Source organism: Nocardia alba NBRC 108234 (assembly GCF_001612665.1).
Taxonomy (GTDB): domain Bacteria; phylum Actinomycetota; class Actinomycetes; order Mycobacteriales; family Mycobacteriaceae; genus Nocardia; species Nocardia alba.
This window is the reverse complement of the sequence record NZ_BDAX01000002.1, coordinates 83457-106919: the sequence shown is the minus strand read 5'-3', so window position 1 is coordinate 106919 and position 23463 is coordinate 83457. Positions and strand designations below refer to the sequence as shown.

At 65.9% G+C, this 23463-nt stretch carries 25 protein-coding genes; 8 read left to right on the top strand and 17 right to left on the bottom strand.

Annotation, left to right across the window (positions count from 1 at the left end; translation table 11 throughout):
- Positions 1–50 precede the first annotated feature (50 nt).
- Both NA12_RS02215 and NA12_RS02210 read right to left on the bottom strand, forming a co-directional pair.
- Positions 51–578, bottom strand: coding sequence for a YbhB/YbcL family Raf kinase inhibitor-like protein (locus NA12_RS02215; RefSeq protein WP_067445415.1), 528 nt, complete (start codon positions 576–578; stop codon positions 51–53).
- A 21-nt stretch (positions 579–599) separates the two neighbouring features.
- Complete coding sequence (locus NA12_RS02210) at positions 600–1961, bottom strand: M20/M25/M40 family metallo-hydrolase (RefSeq protein ID WP_084472300.1); 1362 nt, start codon at positions 1959–1961, stop codon at positions 600–602.
- Positions 1962–2140: 179 nt separating this feature from the next.
- Here NA12_RS02210 and NA12_RS02205 point away from each other — a divergent pair, with 179 nt between their 5' ends.
- Entirely contained in the window at positions 2141–3097 is a 957-nt protein-coding gene (locus NA12_RS02205; RefSeq protein ID WP_067447313.1) for an endonuclease/exonuclease/phosphatase family protein, read from the top strand.
- Positions 3098–3189: 92 nt separating this feature from the next.
- On the opposite strand, the gene NA12_RS02200 is transcribed toward NA12_RS02205, so the two are convergent.
- Complete coding sequence (locus NA12_RS02200; protein ID WP_067445413.1) at positions 3190–3915, bottom strand: GbsR/MarR family transcriptional regulator; 726 nt, start codon at positions 3913–3915, stop codon at positions 3190–3192.
- 254 nt (positions 3916–4169) lie between these two features.
- Between NA12_RS02200 and NA12_RS02195 the strand changes: the two genes are divergently transcribed.
- The 3 genes from NA12_RS02195 (at position 4170) to NA12_RS02185 (ending at position 7330) form a co-directional block, all read left to right on the top strand.
- On the top strand, positions 4170–4991 hold the full coding sequence (locus NA12_RS02195; protein WP_067445411.1) for an alpha/beta fold hydrolase: 822 nt from the start codon (positions 4170–4172) through the stop codon (positions 4989–4991).
- Positions 4992–5205: 214 nt separating this feature from the next.
- Positions 5206–6381, top strand: a complete 1176-nt coding sequence (locus tag NA12_RS02190) for an NAD(P)/FAD-dependent oxidoreductase (RefSeq protein WP_067445409.1) — start codon at positions 5206–5208, stop codon at positions 6379–6381.
- Positions 6382–6391: 10 nt separating this feature from the next.
- Entirely contained in the window at positions 6392–7330 is a 939-nt protein-coding gene (locus NA12_RS02185; RefSeq protein WP_067445407.1) for a sigma-70 family RNA polymerase sigma factor, read from the top strand.
- Between the two features lie 9 nt (positions 7331–7339).
- On the opposite strand, the gene NA12_RS02180 is transcribed toward NA12_RS02185, so the two are convergent.
- The 4 genes from NA12_RS02180 to NA12_RS02170 form a co-directional block, all read right to left on the bottom strand.
- Complete coding sequence (locus tag NA12_RS02180; RefSeq protein ID WP_067445405.1) at positions 7340–7957, bottom strand: class I SAM-dependent methyltransferase; 618 nt, start codon at positions 7955–7957, stop codon at positions 7340–7342.
- Positions 7958–8318: 361 nt separating this feature from the next.
- Positions 8319–8759 (bottom strand): hypothetical protein, encoded by a 441-nt coding sequence (locus NA12_RS02175; protein ID WP_132369837.1) that lies wholly within the window; start codon positions 8757–8759, stop codon positions 8319–8321.
- Positions 8756–9130, bottom strand: a complete 375-nt coding sequence (locus NA12_RS32935; protein WP_243654875.1) for a GFA family protein — start codon at positions 9128–9130, stop codon at positions 8756–8758. The genes NA12_RS02175 and NA12_RS32935 overlap by 4 nt, the downstream gene beginning before the upstream one ends.
- Positions 9131–9156: 26 nt before the next feature.
- The gene (locus NA12_RS02170; RefSeq protein ID WP_067445401.1) at positions 9157–9837 is read right to left on the bottom strand and encodes a winged helix-turn-helix transcriptional regulator; all 681 of its coding nucleotides are present in this window, start codon (positions 9835–9837) and stop codon (positions 9157–9159) included.
- A 132-nt stretch (positions 9838–9969) separates the two neighbouring features.
- Between NA12_RS02170 and NA12_RS32930 the strand changes: the two genes are divergently transcribed.
- Positions 9970–10830, top strand: a complete 861-nt coding sequence (locus NA12_RS32930) for a nuclear transport factor 2 family protein (protein ID WP_084472299.1) — start codon at positions 9970–9972, stop codon at positions 10828–10830.
- A 9-nt stretch (positions 10831–10839) separates the two neighbouring features.
- Here the strand turns inward: NA12_RS32930 and NA12_RS02160 are convergent, their stop codons facing one another.
- A complete protein-coding gene (locus tag NA12_RS02160) occupies positions 10840–11202 on the bottom strand; it encodes a VOC family protein (RefSeq protein WP_174551041.1) in 363 nt (120 codons plus the stop codon).
- A gap of 121 nt (positions 11203–11323) precedes the next feature.
- A complete protein-coding gene (locus tag NA12_RS02155) occupies positions 11324–11728 on the bottom strand; it encodes a winged helix-turn-helix transcriptional regulator (RefSeq protein ID WP_067445399.1) in 405 nt (134 codons plus the stop codon).
- A gap of 131 nt (positions 11729–11859) precedes the next feature.
- On the opposite strand from NA12_RS02155, the gene NA12_RS02150 reads away from it, so the two are divergent.
- Positions 11860–12732, top strand: coding sequence for an aldo/keto reductase family oxidoreductase (locus NA12_RS02150; RefSeq protein WP_067445398.1), 873 nt, complete (start codon positions 11860–11862; stop codon positions 12730–12732).
- 52 nt (positions 12733–12784) lie between these two features.
- Here the strand turns inward: NA12_RS02150 and NA12_RS02145 are convergent, their stop codons facing one another.
- Both NA12_RS02145 and NA12_RS02140 read right to left on the bottom strand, forming a co-directional pair.
- Positions 12785–13159 carry a nitroreductase/quinone reductase family protein gene (locus NA12_RS02145; RefSeq protein ID WP_371855976.1) on the bottom strand — a complete coding sequence of 125 codons (375 nt, stop codon included), beginning with the start codon at positions 13157–13159 and terminating at the stop codon, positions 12785–12787.
- A gap of 86 nt (positions 13160–13245) precedes the next feature.
- The gene (locus NA12_RS02140) at positions 13246–14091 is read right to left on the bottom strand and encodes a helix-turn-helix transcriptional regulator (RefSeq protein ID WP_067445396.1); all 846 of its coding nucleotides are present in this window, start codon (positions 14089–14091) and stop codon (positions 13246–13248) included.
- Positions 14092–14226: 135 nt separating this feature from the next.
- On the opposite strand from NA12_RS02140, the gene NA12_RS02135 reads away from it, so the two are divergent.
- Entirely contained in the window at positions 14227–15117 is an 891-nt protein-coding gene (locus tag NA12_RS02135) for an NmrA/HSCARG family protein (protein ID WP_067447305.1), read from the top strand.
- Positions 15118–15148: 31 nt separating this feature from the next.
- Here NA12_RS02135 and NA12_RS02130 read toward each other — a convergent pair whose 3' ends face one another.
- From NA12_RS02130 to NA12_RS33470, 4 genes are all read right to left on the bottom strand, one after another.
- The gene (locus NA12_RS02130; RefSeq protein ID WP_067447303.1) at positions 15149–16225 is read right to left on the bottom strand and encodes a metallophosphoesterase; all 1077 of its coding nucleotides are present in this window, start codon (positions 16223–16225) and stop codon (positions 15149–15151) included.
- A 131-nt stretch (positions 16226–16356) separates the two neighbouring features.
- Positions 16357–17583, bottom strand: coding sequence for a hypothetical protein (locus tag NA12_RS02125; RefSeq protein WP_243654874.1), 1227 nt, complete (start codon positions 17581–17583; stop codon positions 16357–16359).
- A 281-nt stretch (positions 17584–17864) separates the two neighbouring features.
- Positions 17865–18041, bottom strand: a complete 177-nt coding sequence (locus NA12_RS33475; protein ID WP_157106372.1) for a hypothetical protein — start codon at positions 18039–18041, stop codon at positions 17865–17867.
- Between the two features lie 204 nt (positions 18042–18245).
- Positions 18246–18413: a hypothetical protein gene (locus NA12_RS33470; protein ID WP_157106371.1), complete on the bottom strand. Its 168-nt coding sequence runs from the start codon at positions 18411–18413 to the stop codon at positions 18246–18248.
- A 116-nt stretch (positions 18414–18529) separates the two neighbouring features.
- Between NA12_RS33470 and NA12_RS02120 the strand changes: the two genes are divergently transcribed.
- On the top strand, positions 18530–21139 hold the full coding sequence (locus NA12_RS02120; RefSeq protein WP_084472298.1) for a (Fe-S)-binding protein: 2610 nt from the start codon (positions 18530–18532) through the stop codon (positions 21137–21139).
- Between the two features lie 139 nt (positions 21140–21278).
- On the opposite strand, the gene NA12_RS34300 is transcribed toward NA12_RS02120, so the two are convergent.
- Together NA12_RS34300 and NA12_RS02110 are read right to left on the bottom strand one after the other, a co-directional pair.
- Positions 21279–21572 (bottom strand): hypothetical protein, encoded by a 294-nt coding sequence (locus tag NA12_RS34300; protein WP_174551040.1) that lies wholly within the window; start codon positions 21570–21572, stop codon positions 21279–21281.
- Positions 21573–21805: 233 nt separating this feature from the next.
- Positions 21806–23314 (bottom strand): TY-Chap domain-containing protein, encoded by a 1509-nt coding sequence (locus tag NA12_RS02110; RefSeq protein ID WP_067445390.1) that lies wholly within the window; start codon positions 23312–23314, stop codon positions 21806–21808.
- Positions 23315–23463 lie beyond the last annotated feature (149 nt).

Genomic DNA, 23463 nt, shown 5'->3' with positions numbered 1-23463 from the left:
GAGAACAGCGGTGGCCCTGGAAGTCTCAGGGCCACCGTTGTTGTCTGTGCTCAGTTCTGCTCGTAGGTGCCGATCAGGGTGGCCCTGGCCAGCGTGTGGGAGAACAGGTTGAAACCGAGGTAGGCGGGCGAGGCATCGGGTCCGACTGCCAGCTCGGCGACGTCGACCGCGTGCACGACCACGAAATACCGGTGCGGGCCATGATCTTTCGGCGGGGCCGCGCCGACGAAGCCGGGAAATCCACCGTCGTTGCGCAGCGTCACCGCACCGGCGGGCAGACTCCCACCCTCGCTGCCCGCACCCGCGTCGAGCGAGGTCACCGAGGCGGGAATGTTCGCCACCGCCCAGTGCCAGAACCCCGAAGCGGTCGGCGCGTCCGGATCGAACACCGTCACCACGAAACTCTGGGTCTTTGCGGGGAATCCGGACCAGCTCAGCTGCGGTGAGATGTCCTTGCCGCCCGAGCCGAACACCCCCGATACCTGATCGTTGGCCAACGGCGCACCGTCGGTGATATCGGCGGAGGTGACGGTGAACGACGGCACCTGCGGCAGGGCGTCATAGGGGTTGTGCGTCATCGAGGACCTTTCGGGTAGCGGTCAGCTGTGCAGAAGGAAATGTTCCAGCACCCGGGTGCCGAATTCCAGTGATGCCACCGGCACCCGTTCGTCCACGCCGTGGAACAGGGCGGTGAAGTCCAGCTCCGGCGGCAGCTGCAGTGGTGCGAAACCGAAGCAACGAATCCCCAAGCGGGCGAACGCTTTCGCGTCGGTGCCGCCCGAGAGCATGTAGGGCACGGTGCGACCGTCGGCGTCGTGGGCCAGGACCGCGTCGTTCATGGCGTCGACGAGGTGGCCGTCGAAGGTGGTCTCGTAGGAGTCGAGCTTGGTGATCCATTCCCGCTCCACATCGGGACCGATCAGCTCGTCGACCTCGCGTTCGAACGCTGCCTGCCGTCCCGGCACCACCCGGCAGTCGACCACGGCCTCCGCGGTCTGCGGGATGACGTTAGCTTTGTATCCGGCCTGCAGCATCGTCGGATTCGCGGTATCACGCAGAGTGGCGCCGATGATGCGCGAGATGGTGCCCAGCTTGGCCAGCTGCCCTTCGATATCGGGTCCGTGCGGATCGAACGCCAGCCCGCTCTCCTCACTGACCGCGGCAAGGAATTCGGCCACCGAGTCCGACAGCACCACCGGAAACGTGTGCCGGCCCAGACGTGCGACCGCTTCGGCGAGGATGGTGACGGCGTTGTCCTCGTGCAGGAACGACCCGTGTCCGGCGCGGGCCTTGGCGCGCAACCGCATCCAGCCCAGACCCTTCTCCGCGGTCTCCACCAGATAGAGCCTGCGTTCGGTGCCGTCGGGGCGCGGCACGGTCAGGGAGAACCCGCCCACCTCACCGACGGCTTCGGTGACACCCTCGAACAGGTCGGGCCGGTGCTCCACCAGCCACTGCGAGCCCCATTTGCCGCCGTTCTCCTCGTCGGCCAGGAACGCGAACACCAGATCCCGCGGCGGCACAATGCCTTCGGCTTTGAACTGGCGGGCCAGCGCGAGCGTCATCCCGACCATGTCCTTCATGTCGATCGCACCCCGCCCCCACACGTAACCGTCACGCACGGCGCCCGAGAACGGGTGCACGCTCCAGTCGGCGGCCTCGGCGGGCACCACATCGAGGTGCCCGTGGATCATCAGCGCCCCGCGACTGGAATCGGCGCCCTTCAACCGCGCGAACACGTTCGCGCGACCGGGCGCACCCGACTCGACGTACTCGGTCTCGTAGCCGACCTCGTGCAGTTGTCGCGCCACCCATTCGGCGCACTCCTTCTCACCTTTGGTGGTGGCCAGCTCGCCGGTGTTGGAGGTGTCGAACTGGATCAGCTTGCTGACCAGCTCCACCACCTCGTCCTCCGCGCGGGACCGCCCGTTCGAACCAGAATTCTCGCCAGATGCCGACACGCCCCCTTTCCTACCACTATTCGCGCGCCCCTCGCGCCACCTGCCCTGCTCGCAACGCCTGCGCCGCTGCTCGCCGCACAGACTCGCGGTGAGCGGAACTCCGTCGGATCCGCGTTCGTGGCCGCCGTCTCGTGGCGGACGAATTCGCCTGCGCCCCCGTCACGTGCTTGGCTGGCGCGGTGAGAGCGCACAGTGTTCGGGACGGTGTTCGCTGGGCGGCAGCGGCGGCGACGCTGGCCGGGGCCGCGGGGTTGGCATTGCATTTCACCCGGTGGCCGGCCGAACCATTCGTTTTGGCGGCGTCGGGGGCGCCTTACCTGATGGCCGGTGCGGTACTCGGCGTCGCCGGTTTCGCGGCGACCAGGCAGTGGATCGCGACCGGTGTGTCGGTGGTCGTCGCGGGCGCGGGGATCGCGACGCAGGCGCCGCTGTATGTCGCGCAGACCGGTGGTGACGGGCATCCGATCATGGCGATGCAGGCCAATCTGCTCTTCGACGGTGCCGATCCGAGCGCGCTCGTCGATCAGGTACGGGCCCGCGACATCGCGATTCTCACCGTCAACGAGCTCACCCGCGCGGCCGTCGAGACCTTGTCCGGCGCGGGCTTGGACCGACTGCTGCCTCACCGGTATCTCGCCCCGGGACAGACGGCCAGCGGTACCGGTATCTGGAGCCGATTCCCGTTGTCGGACACCGTCGAATACGACGGCTACGTCCTCAACCAGATCTCGGCGACCGCGACCGTGCCCGATGTCGGCCCGGTCGCGGTCTACGCCTTCCACCCGGTCCCGCCCGTCTACGACACCGGTGTCTGGGCCGACGAACTCGCTCGCTTGCACGAGATCCTGCGCCGCTCCCCCACCGATCGTCCGGTGATCGTCGGCGGGGACTTCAACGCCACCTACGACCACGCACGCTACCGGGCCCTGGCGGCGGGTCGTTTCGCCGACGCCGCGGTCCAAGCCGGCGCGGGTCACCTGCGCACGTACCCGACCGACAAGGCTTACCCGCCGCTGATCGGCATCGACCACTTCCTGCTCGCGAACGCCCGCGCCACCAGCGTCGACACCGTCGCAGTCCCCGGCGCCGATCACCGCGCGCTGGTCGCCCGAATACTGCTCGTTGCCGACCATTGAGATCCGTATTCAGCTGTTGAACAACCAGTTTCGGCGTAGCGCAGACCACCTGCACGCCGCCGTGAGCGATCGTCGACGCGCGGGGTAACGCCTTATTCGCGTTCGGCGCCGCGTTGGGCCAGTCGCTCTCGCCATTGCTCCATGGCTCGGCGCAGTGCCGCGCCGACGATGGCGACGAACTCGCCGGATTGTTCGAAACGGGCCCCGGCCGGGGTGTCGGGGCCGAGGATCTCGACCGCGCGCCGGGTCATGGCGGACAACGAGTTCTGCATCTGCACTGAGGCGATGAGGTTGCGCAGCCAGATGTCGTCGTCGACGAGGTAGCGTTCGCGCCGTTCGCCGGGGATCAGCTCGCGACGCAGCATGCCCTGCTGTTCGAGGAACGCGACGGCGTTCGAGATCGAGGCCGGGCTCACCCGCAGGCGCGCGACCAACTCGGCGGCGGTGAGCGCCCCGGAGTCGGTGATCTGCAGGCAGGCGAGCACTCTGGCTTCCATTCGGGGCAGACCCTGTTCGATGAGCAGAGCGGTGAACGATTCGGTGAAGTCGGCGACCGCCTGAGGGTCGCGCCCGTAACCGCTGTCGGGAATCGGCGGCGCGGCGGGCTCGGCCTGCTTGTGGCGGCGTGCGCGCTGTCGGGTGGCGGCCTGTGCGCGTTCGGCGCGGTAGTCGCCGGGGCCGCCGTTGCGGGTGACTTCGCGCATGATCGTCGAGGCGGGCCGGCCGAGTTCGCGCCCGAGCTCGGCGTAGCCGAGTCCGGACGCGAGGCCGGCGGCGATGCGCTGACGATCCGTGTCGGTGAGTCTGCCTCCGGGCATCGCTGCTGGTCACCTCTCTGTCGACCGGTGCGCAGCGGATGGCCCGCACCACGCTCAGTATGCATTCACTCCCACTTCATTGCAAAGACAACGTGGATGCTCGTTGCATTCATGCTCAGAATCATTGCAACGATTCGTCAATTATCGGTGTTTACAAGGTATTTGATCCCGTCTCGACCGTTGACAAACTACTAAACGCAATTTATCTTTTAGTCATCAGTAAAGGCTGAACACTGCAACGCAAGGACACGACGATGACTTCCTCGAACCCCACCAGCCCGACCATCGCCCCCTGGACCGGCCGGGTGGCCATCGACGACACCGAACTGGCCGTCACCGATACCGGCGGCACGGGAACCCCGGTGATCTACCTCAACGGCCAGTTCGCCACCCAGGGCTACTGGCGTCGGGTCATCGCCGACCTCGGCCCCAGCTACCGCCACATCACCTTCGACGAGCGGGCGCGCGGCAAATCGAAGAAATCGGCCGACTATTCCTTCGATACCTGCGTGCGCGATATCGACGCGATCCTCGCGGCCAGAGGAGTCGCCGAGAAGCCGATCCTGGTCGGCTGGTCCTACGGCGCCTATCTCGGGGCGCACTGGACCAGCCGCCATCCCGCCGGTGCACTCGGCGCGGTCCTCGTCGACGGCGCGTTCCCCTATGACTGGCTCGATGAGGCGATGGAGCTGCGTATCCGCACACTGTTCCGGCGTTTGAGCTGGGTGCTGCCGCTGGCTCGACCGACCGGCCTCGCCCCCCGGTTGACCGCGCAGCAACAGGCCGACAGCAATATCGAACTCGGCAAACTCTCCAGCGTCGCCGCCCTCGGCCCGGTCCTGGACGCCATCACCGTCCCGGTGCGGTATGTGGTCGCGTCGGGAACATCGTTCGGCAGCCGTGGCGACGAGCAGGAGAAGATCCGCGCCGGCCTCGACGCCGCACTCGAGCGCAACCCCAACATTCGCGTCAGTGCCAAGGTCGCCAGCAACCACGGCGCGATCCTGCGCAAGGATTTTCGTGCCATCGCCGACGCCGTGCGCGAGGTCGAGACCCTCGCCTCGACGACCCGCTGACCCGACACCGACGATGGTCGCGATCACCGTCGCGTGATGAGATATCTCCCCGCCCAACCACAGTCGTGTCACAGGGCCCGTGACGCGACTTCGGCGTCGGGTGGTCGCCGATCCTGCGCCCGAGCCCGATAGTGACCCACATCACTGATCGATGCTGTCAGGTTTTCGGCTCCCGTCTCGTTCAGCAAGCACGTGAACCAGACAGGAGCGAATCATGAAGCATCGCATCGTCGTCCTCGGGGCCGGATATGCCGGAGCCTTCTCCGCCGGAGCACTGGCCCGCCGACTCCACCGCGACGACTTCGAGATCACCGTGGTCAACGCCGAACCAGATTTCGCCGAGCGACTGCGCAATCATCAACTCGCCGCCGGGCAGGATCTGCGTCGGCGACCGCTCACAGAGATGTTCGCGGGCACCGGCATCCAGCTCCGGATAGCGCGGGTGAGCAGTGTCGATGTCGAACACCGGACGGTCACCGTCGCCGACGGCGACCGGATCGAGTACGACACCTTGCTCTACACGCTGGGCAGTACCGCCGATGTCCACAGCGTCGCCGGGGCCGCCCAGCACGCCTTCCACGTGGCATCGCGCCCCGCCGCGCTACGCCTGCGCACCCGCCTGGCCGACCTGGGCGCGAACGGGAAGGTCCTGGTGATCGGCGGCAACCTGACCGCGATCGAAACCGCCACCGAGATCGCCGAATCCCGCCCAGACCTTCAGGTCGAGCTCGCCACCCGTGGCGTGCTCGGCGGGTGGCTGGGCGCCAAAGCTCGCCGCCATCTGTTCGACGCCGTCGACCGGCTCGCCATCACCGTCCACGAGAACACCGCCATCGCCCGCGTCGAGGCAGCGGGCGCCGTCGCCGACGACGGCACCGCTTTCGCCGCGGACGCGACGGTGTGGGCCGCCGGGTTCGCCGTGCCCCCGATCGCCGCGACCAGCGCTCTCGCGGTGGAGCCCAACGGTCAGATCACCGTCGACCGGCAGATGCGGTCGGTCTCGCACCCCGACGTCTACGTCGCCGGTGACAGTGCCTTCGTGATCGGCGACAACGGTTCGCCGCTGCCGATGTCGTGCGCGTCGGCGGGATTCACCAGCATGCAGGCGAGCGCCACGATCGTCGGGGATCTCACCGGGCGCGAGATCTCGCGCACCTCGCTGCCGTATGTGGGCAACCACATCAGCCTCGGCCGCACGGACGCGATCTTCCAGCTGGTCGACGGCGACGCAAGATCCAAATCATGGGCCCTGCGTGGGCGAACCGCCGCACGGGTCAAGGCGGCGATCCTCGGCGTCAACCCCTGGAGCCTGCGCCACCCCACCTTCGGACTGCCCAGCCGCCGGCACCGAGCGGCCACCGATCGACCCCACACGGTGGTCGCGACCTAAAGTCGTGCTCATGGACACTGCCACCGTGGCGCGCTTCGAGGCCAGCCGCGACCGGCTGGCCTCGATCGCCTACCGCCTGCTCGGCTCGGCCGCCGACGCCGAGGACACGGTGCAGGACGCGTTCCTGCGGTGGCAGGCCGCCGACCGCGACTACGTCGAGGTGCCGGAAGCGTGGCTGACCAAGATCGTCACCAACCTGGCACTGGACCGGCTCCGTTCGGCGAAGCACCGCCATGAGCGTGCGGTCGGCGCCTGGATGCCCGAACCGCTGCTCGACGGCGACCCCATGCTCGGCCCCGCCGACACCGTCGAGCAACGCGAATCGGTGACCCTGGCGGTGCTGACTCTGATGGAACGGCTGTCGCCGACCGAACGCGCCGTGTACGTACTGCACGAGGCATTCGCGTACCGGCACGCCGAGATCGCCGAGATCCTCGACCTCACCGTCTCCGCGAGCCAGCAACACCTGCACCGGGCCCGTGCGAGGATCACCGTCGCGCGCACCGCCGTCGACATCGAACACGCCGCCGCACGCCGGGTCGTCGCGGCATTCCTCGACGCCGCCACCTCGGGTCACACCGACCAGCTGATCGCGCTGCTGACCGAGGACGCGAGCGGGATCTCCGACGGCGCCGGCGGGCTCGCCACCACACTCATCCGGTACACCACCCCACAGCGGCTGGCCACCGCGGCACGAGCCGGTTTCACTCCGAGCCCCGCAAAACGACGCCTCATCGGTGGCGCACCATCGATGTATGCCGTCATCGCCAACGGCTGCCCCGCGCTGCTCGTCACGCTCGGCGATCGAGTGGTCGGCGTCGCGATCCTGGAGATGCGTCAGGACAAGATCGCCGGCCTGCGCAGCATCGCGGCACCACACCGGCTCGAACGCATCACTGCCGCATGGCAGCAGCGCGAACACGACGCCCCGTTGATCGAATCGTGGTGATCGCCCACATCAGGAACGCCCCGCGACACCGAGCGACAACGCCGCCAAGGCTTTCGGAGCGCCCGGATGGTAGAACCGGTCGAGTTCGGTGATCTCGAAACCGGCATCGGTGATCAGTCCCGCGATATCGCGAGACAGGTGACAACCGCCCGCGATCCGCTGCTGGATCGGATCGAGCCGGTACTGCCAGGTCTGCACCGATTCCTCCGGCGCGAGCCCGTGCTCCACGAAATGCAAGGTGCCGCCGGGCCGCAGTACCCGACGGATCTCGGCGAGCGCCGCCGCGACGTCGGGAATGGTACACAGCGTGAAAGTGGACAGCGCGGTATCGAAAGTGGCGTCGGGAAACGGCAGCGACTGACCGTCCAGACCAGCCCGCTCGATCGGAGTCGAGCTCGCCGCAACCCGCTTCGCGGCGATCTTCCACGCGGTATCCGCGGGCTCGACCCCACTGACCCGTTCAACCGCGACGGGATAGAACCCGACGTTGTTACCCGACCCGAACCCGACCTCGAGCACCGCACCGTGCAACCCGGCACAGGCTCGCTCACGCAACGGCCCGTTCTGGGCGACCCCACAGACTTTGTCGGTGATGTGCGGCAGGATCCGGTCGGTATAGAAGCCCATCCCCCGATCATCCTCCCTCCGCCGCGCCGGCGACACTGTCGCCAGCCCGAGCGCGGTGACCCCGTCACCAACGGCTCCGGCCACGTCGATGCCGGGAATGTCCGGGCCTGCACGGCACATCGGATTCGGCCAGGCTGCCCCCGCTCGAGGCGCACGTGATAGCCGACGCTCACCCCATCCAGAGATGCACCCTACGCACTTCACGTCGCCCGAGCAGCGCATACGAGCACCACAGAGTTCCTTGTTCAGGTCCGGCCCCGACCTGGTCAGCCGGTCAAGGCCGCACGCAGGCGGCAACGCAAGTGTGGAGAGCCTGATCGGTCGCGCGATAGGCGGCGGATCAGCGCGTTCTGGCCGACCGTCAGTGTGGGGTGGTGTTGGTGGTGAAGATGTCCCTGATCGGGTCTCTGGCCTCCCATCCATCGAACATCGGCTCGCGGGAGCCGGATTCAGGGCCAGTGCGGCCATTCGCTGAGCCGCCGACTACCCAACCCGACATTTCTTCGGATGTCACAACGAACAGGTTCTCGCACTGCTTCAGATCGCGTCCGACCACCCTCTGGGCGGTTGTCCACACGTCACCGTCGGTCACCATGGCGATGTCGACGCCGGTCAACCTGCTCGGCAGGCATACGAAGTCGGCTGGTTTGAACAGAACTTCGATGCGAGGCTCTTCGTTGTCCACCCAGCTGCGCAGCAATAGCCCAGTGTGCCCCGGGCCCCATCGCCAGACCTCGAAGGTGCGCGAACTCGCGAAAACATGCATGGAGCGATCTTCATGACTCGGGACCACTTCAATCACCCCAACGGGATAAGCCACGGGACTGCGTTGTGAACAAAGCTCTGCCGGACCGGCACCAGACCATTGTGATCATCCAACGCCATCATCGTGACCCCAACCAGTCCGGCTTCGTCTCCTTTGGATGCCACGGTCGATCCGCACAGCGGGCAGAATCCCCGGCATATCTGCGGGAACGTCTCGAACCAGGTCGGCTCCCCGCCTGGACCGGTCCATTGGAATCCGTCCATAGGAAAGGACACCCAGGACATCACCGGCGCGCCTGAAAGCCGCTGGCAGTGCGCACACGAGCACAGGTGCGGGAAGTCCGGGTCACCGGTGGCCGAAAACCGGATACTGCCGCAGAGACAACCGCCGTTCAGGGTCTGGGACACGACGCGAATCCTAACCAGCCACGCTGTCAGACCTGGGAGGACAGCGATAGCAGCTGAGAATTCAGCAGTTCCAGCAGTTCTGCGAGCGATTCGGGCTGTCCCTCGGCTTGGATGAGGCCTGCGGTGAGCGCGTCGGCGACTGTCATCCGGCCGCCGGCGAGTGCGGCGGCAGTGGCGGAGGCGCAGCGCAGAACAGCATCGGCAGGGGTGGCACTCTTTTCCATAACGACATCGACTTCTCCGTCCCTGACGCGCAGGCGGGCGACGCTGTCGTCGATATGGAACTCGTACTCGGCGTTCAGGTTCGCCGCAGTGGTGCCGTTCAGGCGGTCGGCGAGGAAGACCAAGGGCCATTCGGCGTGAAAGCTCTCTTCGGGAGCGCGCGCCGCATCCATGAAATGCCGGGCGCCCCAGAGTGCGAGCGGGACCATCGCGCGGGCGAGCTCATGGCCGCGAGTGGTGAGTTCGTACACCACGGACGCGACGGGTGGATCGAGCAGTCGACGCCGGACCACACCCTCGGACTCGAGTTGCTTGACCCGGGCCGCCAGCAGGCTGGTTCCGATGCCGTCCAGTGCCGCGGCCAGATCCGAGTATCGCTTCGGGCTCACCATCAGCTCGCGCACGATCAGCAACGTCCAGCGCTCGCCGACTACGTCCAGCGCATGCGCCAACCCGCAGAACTGGTCATACGAACGTCGTGCCATCCCGACACGCTAGCAGGCAGAGAGGAGAATTGAAAGCTCACTTCTAAATTATGAGTGCACTTCAAAAAGTTATGTTAGCGTCGGGGTGGGCTGATTCGTGGGCCCAACACGCCACCGAAGCAAGGAAGAGTCATGACACAGCACGATTCACTTCCCGCCACCACCTCCTCCGACGACAAGGCCGAGTTCGTCGCGTTCTTCCGGGAGGGGCTGGCACAGGGAAACCGCGACGCGTTCATCGAGCATTTCCTGCCGAGAATCACTCCGGAGACCCGACAGCGCCAGCCACTGTCTGTCCGCGGAGCGGGACCTGCCGGATTCCGCCGTCTCTTCGACGGCGTGTTCGACGCGGTCCCCGACCTGCACGGCGTCGTGCGTCGGTGGGGCCCCACCGATGACGGCGTGCTCATCGAGTTCACCCTCCTCGGCACTCTCGGCAGGCAGCCGATCGCCGTGGACATCGTGGACCGAATCGTGTTGCGCGACGGCAATTTCGTCAGCAACGACACCTACTTCGATCCCCTGCCGCTACTTCCACGACTGCTGGCCCACCCCCTCCTCGCACTGCGATTGCTCCAGCGTTTTCACCGGTCCCGCGACGAACTCGCAGCAGGCGAGCCGGGTACCGCACGTCGAAGCAACGCCTTGAATCTGATGGCGGCCGGTCGGCTGGCCCTCGCGGTCGCCTCGCTCGCTGCCCCGCGCAGATTCGGCAGCATTGTCGGGGTTCGACCGTCAGCGGAACTGACCTACATGACGCGGATCTATGGTGCCCGGGCGATGGTGATGGGATTGGGCTATCTCACCGCAGGCCCTCGTGAACGAGCCCGGTGGAGGAAATTCGGTCTGGCAGTAGATATCTCCGACACGGTCACGGGTCTGACACACCTCGTTCGACGCGACGTTCCCACAGGGTCGGCGCTGACAATGATCGCGCTCACCGGATCCTATGCGGCGATCGGCGCCGCCGAGATCGCGGCGGAACAGCGATAAAGGCAAGGATCAGCCGACGACCAGGCAGAACGGGTGACCGGCCGGATCCAGCAGCACCCGCCACCGGTCGCCGCCCGGCTGGTGGTCCGGCCTGACCGCGCCGAACTCCAGCGCCAACTTCTCCGCCGCGTCGAGGTCCTCGACCCTGAGATCCAGGTGCAACTGTTGTGGCACATCCTGACCGGGCCACAACGGTGCCCGGTATCGGTCGACCCGTTGGAAGCCCAGGTCGAAACCCGAACCATCGGTCAGGGCGACGAAGTCGTCAGCGTCATAGCCGAGCCGCATGCCTGTCAGCTCTCGGTAGAACCGGGCCAGAGCTCGCGGATCGGCGCAGTCCAGAGTCACGCCTCGCAGTGTGGCGATCGGCATCGTTGCACTCCTCGGTCATCCATGGTCGTGGGCACGCGGCAGCCGCCGCAGAAAGTCATCCAACCGTGTGGCGTGGGTCGGCTCCACTTCTTTTCGGATGGCGGACAGCTCCGAGTCCTCGTCAGGCGGCGCCGGTGTCGTAGCCGGTTCGGTTGTCGAGTACCTCGTCCATGTGTGTCTCGGCCCAGCTCTTCACCCCGCGCACCATCTGGTGCAGGGACAGGCCGAGTTCGGTCAGCTCGTAGCGGACCGTGACGGGCACTGTCGGGGTCACGGTGCGGGTGATCAGACCGTCTCGTTCCAAGGAGCGCAGTGTCTGGGTGAGCATCTTCTGGCTGACGCCCGCCAGTTGGCGCGACAGCTCCGAATAGCGCATCGAAACACCGTCACCGAGCGCGCACAGGATCAGCGTGACCCATTTGTCGGAGATCCGGTCGAGCAGTTGGCGGCTCGGACATACCGACAGGAAAGCGTCGTATTGCGCCTTGGTCTGCGCCCGTTTCTGCGCCGCTGTCTGTGTTGGCATCGACCGCTCCTGTGATCAGCGGGTGCGTTACGCACTTCGAAGTGCGTACTTCCCATCCGAGAGTTACACCTCCATTGTGAAGCAACGTTCAGTTGTGCACCACCAACCAGCTCGAAACGAAAGGAGCGGTCATGGGCATGCAATCCACCGCGCTTCCCGGCGGTACCTGGTCCCTGGGAGATCTGACCGTCAGCAGATTCGGCTACGGCGCAATGCAATTGGCCGGTCCCGGGGTCTTCGGGCCACCAGCTGACCATGACAGCGCACTCGCGGTCCTTCGCGAGGCGGTCGACCTCGGCATCACCCACCTCGACACCGCCGATGCCTACGGACCGCACATCACCAACCAGCTGATCCGGCAGGCGCTGCACCCCTACCCCGAATCACTGCACATCGCGACCAAAGTCGGCGCGGTCCGTGACCGGCAGGGCGGCTGGCCCCCGGCCCGAGAGCCCGACGATCTGCGCCGCGCCGTCGACGACAACCTCGAAACCCTCGGCGTCGAGGTACTCGACCTGGTCAACCTCCGGCTCGGCGATGCCACGGGGCCCCGATCCGGCTCGCTCGCGGCGGCGTTCGAGACGCTCGTCGAACTGCAGCGACAGGGGTTGATCCGGCATCTCGGGGTCAGCAACGCGACCACCGAGCAGGTCGCCCAGGCACAGTCGATCGCCCCGATCGTGTGTGTGCAGAACATGTACAACCTGGCCTACCGCCACGATGACGAGCTGATCGATCGGCTCGCCGACGAAGGCGTCGCCTACGTTCCGTTCTTCCCGCTCGGCGGATTCAGTCCCCTGCAGTCCTCGGCACTTTCGGGTGTAGCCGCCAGGTTGGACGCGCCGCCGATGTCGGTCGCGCTGGCCTGGCTGCTGCAGCGGTCGCCGAATATTCTGCTGATCCCGGGCACCTCCTCGGTCGCGCATCTGCGCGAGAATATCGGCGGCGCGAATGTGTCACTCTCCGAGGAGGAGCTCGTCGAACTGGACAAGATCGGCCGCTGACTCTTCGAGGCCGGAGCGGCCCGCACGATCAGCGGTATGAGCGAGTGTTCGATCAGCTCAGGTCGATGCGAACGGTCAGCAGGTCGGTTCCGACTGCTCGGACGACGGCACTGTTGGCCCGCGGCAGCTCGCGCAATCGTGTTCGCGCGTCGTCGTCGGGCAGCAGGTGAGCGATGCCGGAGTGCCATCGACCACGAATACGCAGCCGGACGTGGTTGTTCGCCTGGATATTTCGGATGTATTGGGATTTTTCGCCGAACTCGGAAACCAGCCAGTAGGAGTCGCCGCTTCGGCGGCCGCCGATCGGCGTGATCCGCGGCTGACCGCTCTTGCGGCCTGTTGTTTCGAGCAAGGTCTGAATCGGCAGCCGACTTATGATCGGGTTACCGATGTACCGTTGCCCTGTCGTTACCACCCGGTGTTGCAGGTCTCGCAGTTTGGTCACCACCGCAGCCTATCGAAGAGTCGGTTCGACCAGCAGCCAACGGGTTTCGGGCGATCGGCGATCCAGGGTCACGTCGTCGAACTGCACGTGTTGAGGTAGGTGCGGACGCGTTCGCGATCGTCGTCGGTCGCCGGAAGTTGGACGACGAGGAGCAGTTCCTGGTTCTCGACCAGCCGCAGTTGGAATAGTTCCAGGTCGATCGGCCCGGCTTCGGGATGGTCGATGCCGATGATGGTCGGTTGGAAGTCCTGGATCGGATACTCCGACCACCAGGCGCGGAATTCCGGGCTGGCGGCGCTCAATTCGGTCACCACCTGAGTCAGGCGTGGATCGCCCGGACTGTTGCCGAGCAGTACCCGGAATTGGCTGATGATCGCGCGGGCGGCGGCTTCCCAGCGGCGCATCATCGCGCGGTTGCGGTCGTCGGTGTACATCCACCACAGCAGATTCCGGCGCTCGGGCGCCAGCGCGGCCGGGTCGGTGCGGATCCGGCGGAACGCACTGTTCCATACGACGAAGTCCAACCGGGCATCGTGCACCACCGCCGGGGTCGGATACATCGCGTCGACCAACCGTTGCAAACGCGCGATCTCATCGCCTGCCTGATATTTCACCACCGGATCGGCGAGCCCGGCGAGCCTGCGTAACTGCCTGTGCTGGACGGGCTCCAGCCGCAGCGCCCGCGCCAGCGCGTCCACGACCTGCGGGCTGGCCGCGATCTTGCGGCCTTGCTCGAGCCACGTGTACCAGGTGAGGCTTACCCCGGCCAACTCGGCGACCTCTTCGCGACGCAGCCCCGGGGTGCGCCTGCGCCCGGGGATCAGATCCCCGGGGAGTCCTACATCGGCGGGCTGCAAGCGGGAGCGGTGCGCCTTGAGGAAATCGGCGAGTTCGGCGCGATGCTTGTCGGTCATCAGAGGGTTCCCTCGATCAGTGAACATTGCTGTTCTGGGTAGCAGTATTCGTACCAGGACCAGCGTCACCGGGCGATCTAGCGTCGATATCAGCAGGTGATCGACGACATCACCGACGACGAGGAAGCAGTTACCATGAGCAGCAACGAATTTCGGCCGATTCTGGTCATCGGCGCCACCGGTCGTCAGGGAAGCGCGACGGTGCGCCAGTTGCTGGCGCAGGGACATCCGGTTCGTGCGTTCGTCCGCGATCCCGCGGCTGCGGCGGCACAGCGGTTGGCGGCGGCAGGCGCGGAGCTGGTCGTCGGGGATCTCGACGATCCGGCCGCGGTGAAGTCCGCGCTGGACGGCGTCTACGGGGTCTTCCTCATGCTGACCATGATGGAAGGGGTCCACATCACCGAGGCCGGGCTGGCCGCCGAGAGGCGACGCGGCGAGCTCGTGGTCGATCTGGCGCGTGCGGCCGGTGTCGAGCATCTGGTCTACAGCTCACTGCGCGGCGCCGGGCTCGCCACGAAGGTCACCTATTACAAGGTGAAGGAACATCTCGAGGCCTACCTCGCGGATAGCGGGGTGCCCGCCACTGTGTTGCGCCCGGCCTTCTTCATGGACAACTTCGACACCTTGAACCGGCCTGTCGTCGGCGATGACGGCACCCTGATCGTCAATCTGGCTGTGCGCGAGGACATTCCGTTGTCCCTGATCGCGGTGGAGGACATCGCGGCGTTCGCGGCGATCGCCTTCGCCCGGCCGGTGGACTACCTCGGCGCCACGGTGTCGCTGGCGGGCGACCGGCTCACCCCGCCGCAGATCGCCTCGGCCTTCGGCGCGGTGAGCGGGCGACCGGCCCGGAGCAACCGGCTGCCGATCGAGGTGGTGCGAGCGTTCGACGAACACGTCGCCGAGATGTTCGAGGCGTTCGACGCCGTGCCGGATCTCGGTATCGACATCGGTGAGCTGCGCCGTCTCCATCCGGGCCTGCTGGACTTCGCGGGGTGGCTCGCGCGCAGCGGGTGGAAGTCCTGACAATTCGCCGATCGAACGCCGCCGGCCGCGCTCAGCCGAGTCGCCGGTCGAAGACCTGAGTGCTCGCGCCCGAGGCCGGGTCGACGGTGAGCACGGTCAAGTTCACCGAGTCCGCGGTGAGGTCCAAGACCATGAACCCCAGTTCGTGCTGGGTCTCGTACAGCGCGCTGTGGGCACCGTGGGTGAGACTGGGCTGACCGCTCGAGGTCTTCGCCGCCGCGCCCGACACGATCTGGCGGGTGCCCTTGGTCGCGGGCGTCGGGTCGAGCACCTGCAGGGTGTGATCGTGGCCCGACAGCAGAAACGACACCTTGCCCAGCACATGGTCTTCGAAGAAGCGTTTGGCGTGGACACCGTTGATCGGCTCGACCGGCAGACCCTCGTAGTTGCCCGCGTCGCCGTGCGGGCCGTTGCTGATGTAGCCCTGGTGGGTGCAGGCGATCTTCCACGGCGCGGTGGACTCGGCCAGCGCGGTGTCGAGCCAGGCGCGCTGTTCGTTCATGTACGGCCCGTCGACGGCCCAGTACGGGTCGAGGAAGGGCGGGATGTAGGCCGCGAGGGGGTTGATGTCGAGCACGAAGAACTCGACGACCGGGTTCTGTTCGGGCACGCGCACCGAGTAGTAGCGGCTCGGCATCCACCAGCGCGGCGACTTCGCGTGGTATTCCACCTCGAAGTTGCCGCGCGCCAGCCAGCCGCCGTCGCCGGGGAACACCGAGCTGGTGTCGTGGTTGCCGAGCACCATGGCCCACGGAAAGTCCAGTCCCGCATTGGGGTTCTCGAATTTCGTGGCGAACTGCGCGTCGTCGGGCCCGCTGGGTCCGGTGTCGTAGATGTTGTCGCCCAGGCCCACCGCGAGCGAGAACGGCCGGCGTGCGTGGAACTCGCGGGCCGCGTCGGCGACCGCCCACTGGGTGCGGGTGCCGGTGCCCGCGTCGCCGGTGACCAGCACCCGCACGGTGCGCCCGGCGCCCGGGGCGAACTTGGCCACCTCGGCGGGCACCGCGGCGGCGGGGGTGAGCCCCACCAGCGACAGGCCCGCGAAGGCGCCCGCTGCGCCTGCCAGAACTTCACGACGGCCGATTCCGGACGAGAACTGATCGTGCATGGTCACCTTCTGGGTAGTGGCTCTGCTGGACAACTGACCTGATCGAAGCACAGTGACATGATCGCGACGCCGCCGCAGCCTAACGGGCGTGCTCGCGAAACGTTTGTCAGCCCCGTGAGTCGCGACTTCGCCTACACCGCGCACATCGATTGGATGACGCCGCGCACGATCGGCGCGCCGTAGTCGGTCGGCGCGAACACCAGTTTCGCCGCGATCGACAGCGGCGTGGTGACCGTCTCGGCGACTCCGGCGAACCCGGCGACGGTGGTGCCCGCCGAGAACAGCAGACTGGTGATATCGAGGGTCAGCGTCGCGAGATCGAAGGCGTTCTCGACCTGGACCTGCGCCAACGGCACCGTGTCGAGGGCCTTGCCTTCGACGAGGTCTGCGCCGAGATTGGCCAGGAAGGTCAGCGGGCCCAGGTCGAGGGCCTCGACCAGCGGGCCCAGGTCGTCGGCGCGGCGCATCAGCATCACCTTGGCGACCCGGTTGCTCGCCAGGAACTCCTGGAGGACGTCGGCGGCCTGGTGCATCGCGATCCGGTCCACTGCCACGGCCCCGCTGTCGAGGAAGGCGCGGGCGCGCTCCACGACGGTGGCCAGCGTCAATTCCGCGACGGGCGTGCAGGTGCCGTCGGCGTTCATGACCAGCGCGGCCAGATCCTCGATGGGTTGCGGAACCAGTACAGGCTCGATAGCGGCGTCGCCGAGTTCGAGCGGCGGGTACACGTTCGGCGCCACGCAGCCTGCATCGATGGAGTTCTGCACCGCGCGGGCCAGCGACTTGGTGCCGGTGAACATCGCGCTGACAACAGGTTTGAGGAATATTCCGACAGTGGGCACCATGCCCGCGACCAGTTTGGCCGGGATCTTGACGATGCCGGTGGCCAGGATGAACACCTCGATGGCGTCGTTGACGGTCAGTTGCGAGACCGACATCGTCTCGTCGATGCGCCCCGTGCGTACCGCGTCCAGACCGTTGACGAGGTAGGTGACGATCGGATCGTCGAGTTCGGCGGGCCGTACGCCGACCTGTTCGGGGCGCAGCGGCAGCCCGTCGCGATGCACCCGAAGTGCGGCGATCGCGGCCCGGAAGTCGGCGACCTGCCGATCGTAGGCGAGCACTTGCGCGGGCGCGACGGTACTGCGCAGCACCGAGGCGGCGGCGGTCACCACGTCGTCGAAAGTCGGTGCGCCGCTGGTGCAGACAGCGGTGGCGTCGCTGATCGGCGTGGTGGCCAGGGTTTCGGCGATATCGGCCTGCGCGGCGCCGGGCGCGAGCATCATGCCGGTGACGAGGGCCAGTGCGGTGAGGGAACCGACGCAGGGGGCGGCGAGGCGGGGCAGGGGCATTCGCATGCGCGGGATCTCCAACCGGGGGGTAGTGGTTCGGTCCGAACCTATTGGCGCCCGGTTTCCGAACAGCCCCGCCTACATGAACACTTGACCAACTTGGACATTCGTTCAGTTCATTTCAAGTGGGAGATTCGGAATATCTCCTCTGAGCCGCCGGTGTGTCTCGGCGTCAGGCCACGTGGTGGCCGACATCCTGTCGAATGCAGCCGAAGCCGTGGCTGCTATCCGGTCTCACCCAAGACCCGGCCGGGCTTCGGACGATTCAACCCGCGACCCCGGTTTCTTCAGTTCGAGGGCTGCGTGTCGTGACCACGGCGCGCCACGTCCAGTGCTTCGGCTTTGCGCTGTTCTGCGCGCAGCGCTCGCACGAACACCACCACGACGGCCACCCCGAGCACGACTGCCCCGCCCGCAACGGTGCCGGCCCCCAGCTCACGAGCATGCTGATTACTAGCAGCCATACCGATCGGTGACGAACGTATTCGCCTCACTATGAATCCGCTTCCGCACATGCAGCTTTCACGCAGCCCCTACGGGTTGCTGCTTCTCCGGTGGTCTAGGAGGGGCAAGCAGGGATCGGGTGAGGTTTGCGCAGCTCAGTGGCTTCGGCGCCGAAGGTAGCAAATCGCGACAGGTGTTATGCAGGAACCGGGGGCGTGACGTCGTCAATCGGTGAACTCCGACACCGAGCGGCAGTGCGGTGATCCACTGGCATCGGCATCATCTACCGCCAGGCACTCGAGACCGACGCGAGGCCTCGCGATGAGGTCAACGATCAAATAGGCGGTATCGCAATGGATCTCGGGAAGATCCGCCGCGGCGAGGATCTTCACATCGGGGTTTCGCAAGCTCTGATCTAAATGCTACTTTGACCTCAGGCACACAAGTTACCAGCCAGTAACATGATGGTTGATGACGTAGGGGACTTCTCGAAGCGGGGGATTTGCATATGAGCGCTGCGACGATCGCACTAGGGATCATCGGTGCCACCATCACCTTGTTCTGCTGGGCGACACTGGCGATCGGGGTGCTGCGGATGATTCGCGTCTTCCGCGCCGGTGCACCTGACTCATCGCGGCTGCGCCCGGTGCTGCCTCGGATCCGGACGGTCGTGGTCGAGGTCGCCGCCCACACCCGGATGAACAAGTTCCGGACCGTCGGGTGGGCGCATTGGCTGGTCATGGCCGGGTTCCTGCTCGGTATGGTCTTCTACTTCGAGTCCTACGGTCAGACCTTCAAGCCAGCATTCAGCTGGCCGATCATCGGTGACACCTTCGGCTATCACCTCTTGGAGGAAGTCCTCAGCCTCGCCACGATCATCGGCATCGTCGCGCTGATCACCATCCGGCAGTTGAACCATCCGCGGCGGCCCGAACGCCTGTCCCGTTTCAATGGCTCGAATTTCCTTGCGGCCTATCTCATCGAGACGATCGTGCTCGTCCACGGCTTCGGCGATGTCCTGGTCAAAGCCGGGCGGATCGCCACCTACGGTGGCGGACACTTGTCGTCGGACCTCTTCACGATGCAGGTGGCTCGATTGCTACCTGCCAGTCCCTTGATGGTCTCGGTCTTCGCGTTCGTGAAAATGCTGGCCGGCGCCGCGTTCCTCTACATCATCGGACGCAAGCTCACCTGGGGTGTTGCCTGGCACCGGATTTCGGCGTTCTTCAACATCTACTTCAAGCGCGAGAACGATGGCAGTGTCGCCCTCGGCGCGCTCAAGCCGATGATGTCGGGCGGCAAGGTTCTCGATATGGAGACCGCCGATCCCGATGCGGACACCTTCGGTGTCGGCAAGGTCGAGGACTTCACCTGGAAGGGGTTGCTTGACTTCACCACCTGCACCGAGTGCGGCCGCTGCCAGTCCCAATGTCCCGCCTGGAACACCGGCAAGCCGCTCTCCCCGAAGCTGTTGATCACGTCGCTGCGTGACCACACCTACGCCAAAGCTCCCTACCTATTGGCCGGCGGTGATGAGCAAGCGCTGCAGCGGCTTTCGGATGAATCCCGTCTCGAGGCCGATCGTCCGCTGGTCGGTGGCGAGGACGTCCACGGCATCATCGACCCCGAAGTGCTCTGGTCGTGCACGACCTGTGGTGCGTGCGTCGAGCAGTGCCCGGTCGATATCGAGCACGTCGATCACATCATCGACATGCGCCGCTACCAGGTGCTGATCGAGTCGGAGTTCCCCTCCGAGCTCGCGGGTCTGTTCAAGAACCTGGAGAACAAGGGCAACCCGTGGGGCCAGAACTCCAAGGACCGGCTCAACTGGATCAACGAGATGGACTTCCAGGTCCCGGTCTACGGCAAGGACGCCGACTCCTTCGACGGGTACGAGTACCTGTTCTGGGTCGGCTGCGCCGGCGCCTACGAGGATCGCGCGAAGAAGACCACCAAGGCGGTCGCCGAGCTGCTGGCTACCGCGGGGACCAAGTTCATGGTGCTCGGCCAGGGCGAGACCTGTACCGGTGACTCCGCGCGGCGTGCGGGCAACGAGTTCTTGTTCCAGCAGTTGGCCCAGCAGAACATCGAGACCATCAACGAGGTCTTCGACGGTGTCGAGCAGACCAAGAAGAAGATCGTGGTCACGTGTGCGCACTGCTTCAACGCGTTGAGCAACGAGTACCCCCAGGTCGGGGGCACCTACGAGGTGGTGCACCACACCCAGTTGCTCAATCGTCTGGTGCGGCAGAAGAAGCTGGTGCCGGTGGCCTCAGTGACCCAGAACGTCACCTATCACGATCCCTGCTACCTGGGCCGGCACAACAAGGTCTACAACGCTCCGCGTGAGCTGATGGAAGCATCGGGCTCGACCCTGATCGAGATGCCGCGCCACGGGGAACGTTCCATGTGCTGTGGCGCCGGTGGTGCGCGGATGTGGATGGAGGAGCAACTCGGTAAGCGGATCAACGTCGACCGGGTCGACGAGGCGCTGGCCACGATCGATTCCTCGCCGGGCGCGGGGACGAAGATCGCGACGGGTTGCCCGTTCTGCCGGGTGATGCTGTCCGATGGTGTGACCGCGCGCCAGGACGATATGGACGCGGCCGACCGGATCGAGGTCGTGGATGTGTCGCAGTTGATGTTGGATGCGATCACCCGGGTCGATGCCAAGCTGCTGAGTGAGAACCTGGTGGTCATTCAGAAGCCCAAGCAGGTCGAGGCCGAGCCCGAACCGGTTGTCGCCGAGGTGGAAACCCCGGCCCTGCCTGCGGCCAAGCCAGCCTGTGGTGGTCTGGCGATGAAGGGGACGGCGAAGGCTCCCGGCGCGAAGGCCGACGAACCGGCTGCCGAGGACAAGCCCGCAGCTCCGGTCAAGGGTCTTGCTATGAAGGGCCCGGCCAAGGCTCCTGGCAAGGGCTTGGCGACGAAGCGCGCAGCGCAAGCACCCGGTGCCAAGGATGATTCGGCAGGAACCGAGTCCGCACCCGCTGAGACTGCGGCTGCTCCCGCGGCGGAGACTCCGCTTCCGCCGGTCAAGGGCCTCGGCATGAAAGGCAAGGCGAAGGCTCCGGGCGTCAAGGCCGTTGGTGCGACCTCAGTCAAGAGTCGGGAATAGCAAACCGCGACAGGTGTTGTGCGGGAACCAGGACGTGGGTCGCTAGGTGGCGCTCATGCCGATGAGCGTGCGCCCGCTGTAGCAAGCCACGGCTCGTCGGCGACACACCTGGTCAGTAGCGGCCTTGTGCGGTTTCCCATCATGGGCGTTTGTTCAAGATGGCGAACAGTTCTCGGTTCGCTGCGCGTGCAGCTTCGAGTTCTTGTTCACGGTCGGTGAGTTGTCCGCTGAGGTCGACGACCTGCTGTTGGAGGGTGCTGACTTCGCGTTGGAGTTGGTCGATGTCGGCGGGTGCGCCGAGACCGGATTCTCGCCAGTCCCTTGCCACACAATCCCAGTCGCGGCCGGTGAGTGAATTCCAGCGAAGATACAACGCCACGCTCTGGGCGCAGGCCTTTGTCGTCGACTCCGCCCGATCCTGTCCCAGCTTCAACTCCCCCAGAAACAGATCGGGGACCGTCGGCGACCTCGTAGTCCTCGCCGACCACGGTCCAATACCTAGTGCCCGAAGGCATCCGAACCAGAAACGCCCGCATCCATCCTCCGTTGTCCGAGTTCACTACACGGAGTCACAGAGCTACACACCCCAGAGAACCGCTGCAAACGCAGCCGGAGTGTCGGCGACACGACGTCACACGACATGGTCACCTGCCCCAGAGAAGGTCTTTACAAGTCTGCCAAGAAACTCTGTGCACGACCGTTTTCGACGATGTAGACGCCACTCGTGATGGAGGCGTTGCCGTAGGAATCGTCCTCGTAGGTGACTCGGACGAGATGCTCGAAAAGCATGATCTGTTGCGGTTCGAGGTCGAAAGGGACTGCCATGAGGCAGGTTCGTCGCGGGACGGCGACCAGGAGTTTGTCCGTCCGCAAAGCGTGATGGGCACCGAGCATGTGCTTGGGGTCGAGCACCTTTTCCGCCGAGAAGTCGTTGCCGGAGGACGTGGCGAGTGGGAGGCCGTGGAACTCGGACACCTCCCAGTCGTATTCCAGCGCAGCGAGGTTCGCCATGGCTTCCGCCAGCAGAGCGTTGCTGTCGACGTCGTCGCCGAAACCCTCTACTTGGTATCCGGAGTCGGTGTCGACGGCGAGCACGATGATGGGGACGGTGCCCGCTGTGGTGGCCCAGTGGGTGATCAGGTGGCGTTGTTCCCAATCGGCGGGCTTCAGCAGCGGATACCACGGCCCTTCCGGCGTCTGCGACCCGCCGTCGACGGAGGCGGGCGGATACGTCGCGACCTGGCAGTCCCAGTCTTCGTCGATGATCATGCGCACGTACTGAACCTGAATTCGTCCCGCTGCCACGCCTTCGCGCACGTCGGGCCGTCGTGCGGCAAGATCGGGATCGGCCTCGACCATGGCGAACAGTTGGTCGTGTCCCATTTCGTCGGCATCTACCTGCAACGACGAATAGTCCGCCATCGACTCGATGTCGAGATAGACATCGATCACCACCAGCACCTCGGGTTCGGCGAGAGCGACGATGTCGGCGGTTCGGTCCCGGACCGGCCAGGTTTTGTCACCGCCGGACAGAACCGTGCACCCCTGGTGGGTGCAGTAGCGCAGGGCCGCGTCCATCCGTGCTTCGTGCGCCTGCCTCGCGAACGTGATCTTCGCGGCGATATCGGCACGGCGCGCCTGGAGGAATTCGCTGACTGGTCGCGGTCCTTGCTGGTTCAGATCGTCGCGACCGAGCAAGCCCGCCAGTCCGCCGGTGTCGAGCTCTTCGCCGGCATCGTCGTCCCAGCCGACGGCGGCGGTTTCGACGGCGAGACCCAACCCGAATTCGCTGCGGAGCACGGCTGCCACTGCGTTCACCAGGCTGTTGTATACGTCGTATCGGATCGGCCAGGACAAGAGCTGGACCCAGGTCTCGGGGTGATCGGCGGCTGGGGCCGTCCAGCCGTTCGCTCGGAGGAAGTCGCAGCCCTGGGGGGAGAATTGACGTGGGCCGCTGACCAGTTCACCTCGGAACCCGTCGCGATCCCAGCCGAAGCGGGCATACCGGATGCCGGCGCCGTCCAGGGCGATCCAGGCGGAGGACGGCATCGTGAAGAGCAGCCATGTCAGTTCCTCGCCGAACCACTGCCACGACTCCGCGGCCACGCTCGGCCACATCTGCTGTGCGTCCTGTGCTGTGCCCCGCTGGCCCATCCACCCGCCACCAATCCCCATGCCACACTCCAAATCAGCTGATGCGAACCCTCGAACATACATGATCAACTCGGGTTTCCCGCAACGACGCGGCATGGAGTTGCTGGGCCGACAACGACCCGATATCGCCGGATCTATGGCGCGGTCTGTCTACCGACTTCCCTGCCCTG

Bases quoted from the DNA above. Each gene is read 5' to 3' on its own strand.
- NA12_RS02150 (WP_067445398.1), top strand. From the start codon at position 11,860: ATGGGCATGCAATCCACCGCGCTTCCCGGCGGTACCTGGTCCCTGGGA.
- NA12_RS02110 (WP_067445390.1), bottom strand. From the start codon at position 23,314: ATGGGGATTGGTGGCGGGTGGATGGGCCAGCGGGGCACAGCACAGGAC.
- NA12_RS33475 (WP_157106372.1), bottom strand. From the start codon at position 18,041: ATGGCTGCTAGTAATCAGCATGCTCGTGAGCTGGGGGCCGGCACCGTT.
- NA12_RS02185 (WP_067445407.1), top strand. From the start codon at position 6,392: ATGGACACTGCCACCGTGGCGCGCTTCGAGGCCAGCCGCGACCGGCTG.
- NA12_RS02215 (WP_067445415.1), bottom strand. From the start codon at position 578: ATGACGCACAACCCCTATGACGCCCTGCCGCAGGTGCCGTCGTTCACC.
- NA12_RS02180 (WP_067445405.1), bottom strand. From the start codon at position 7,957: ATGGGCTTCTATACCGACCGGATCCTGCCGCACATCACCGACAAAGTC.
- NA12_RS02155 (WP_067445399.1), bottom strand. From the start codon at position 11,728: ATGCCAACACAGACAGCGGCGCAGAAACGGGCGCAGACCAAGGCGCAA.
- NA12_RS02170 (WP_067445401.1), bottom strand. From the start codon at position 9,837: ATGGCACGACGTTCGTATGACCAGTTCTGCGGGTTGGCGCATGCGCTG.
- NA12_RS02120 (WP_084472298.1), top strand. From the start codon at position 18,530: ATGAGCGCTGCGACGATCGCACTAGGGATCATCGGTGCCACCATCACC.
- NA12_RS02130 (WP_067447303.1), bottom strand. From the start codon at position 16,225: ATGCACGATCAGTTCTCGTCCGGAATCGGCCGTCGTGAAGTTCTGGCA.
- NA12_RS02160 (WP_174551041.1), bottom strand. From the start codon at position 11,202: ATGCCGATCGCCACACTGCGAGGCGTGACTCTGGACTGCGCCGATCCG.
- NA12_RS02140 (WP_067445396.1), bottom strand. From the start codon at position 14,091: ATGACCGACAAGCATCGCGCCGAACTCGCCGATTTCCTCAAGGCGCAC.
- NA12_RS02190 (WP_067445409.1), top strand. From the start codon at position 5,206: ATGAAGCATCGCATCGTCGTCCTCGGGGCCGGATATGCCGGAGCCTTC.
- NA12_RS32930 (WP_084472299.1), top strand. From the start codon at position 9,970: ATGACACAGCACGATTCACTTCCCGCCACCACCTCCTCCGACGACAAG.
- NA12_RS02200 (WP_067445413.1), bottom strand. From the start codon at position 3,915: ATGCCCGGAGGCAGACTCACCGACACGGATCGTCAGCGCATCGCCGCC.
- NA12_RS02135 (WP_067447305.1), top strand. From the start codon at position 14,227: ATGAGCAGCAACGAATTTCGGCCGATTCTGGTCATCGGCGCCACCGGT.
- NA12_RS02195 (WP_067445411.1), top strand. From the start codon at position 4,170: ATGACTTCCTCGAACCCCACCAGCCCGACCATCGCCCCCTGGACCGGC.
- NA12_RS02125 (WP_243654874.1), bottom strand. From the start codon at position 17,583: ATGCGAATGCCCCTGCCCCGCCTCGCCGCCCCCTGCGTCGGTTCCCTC.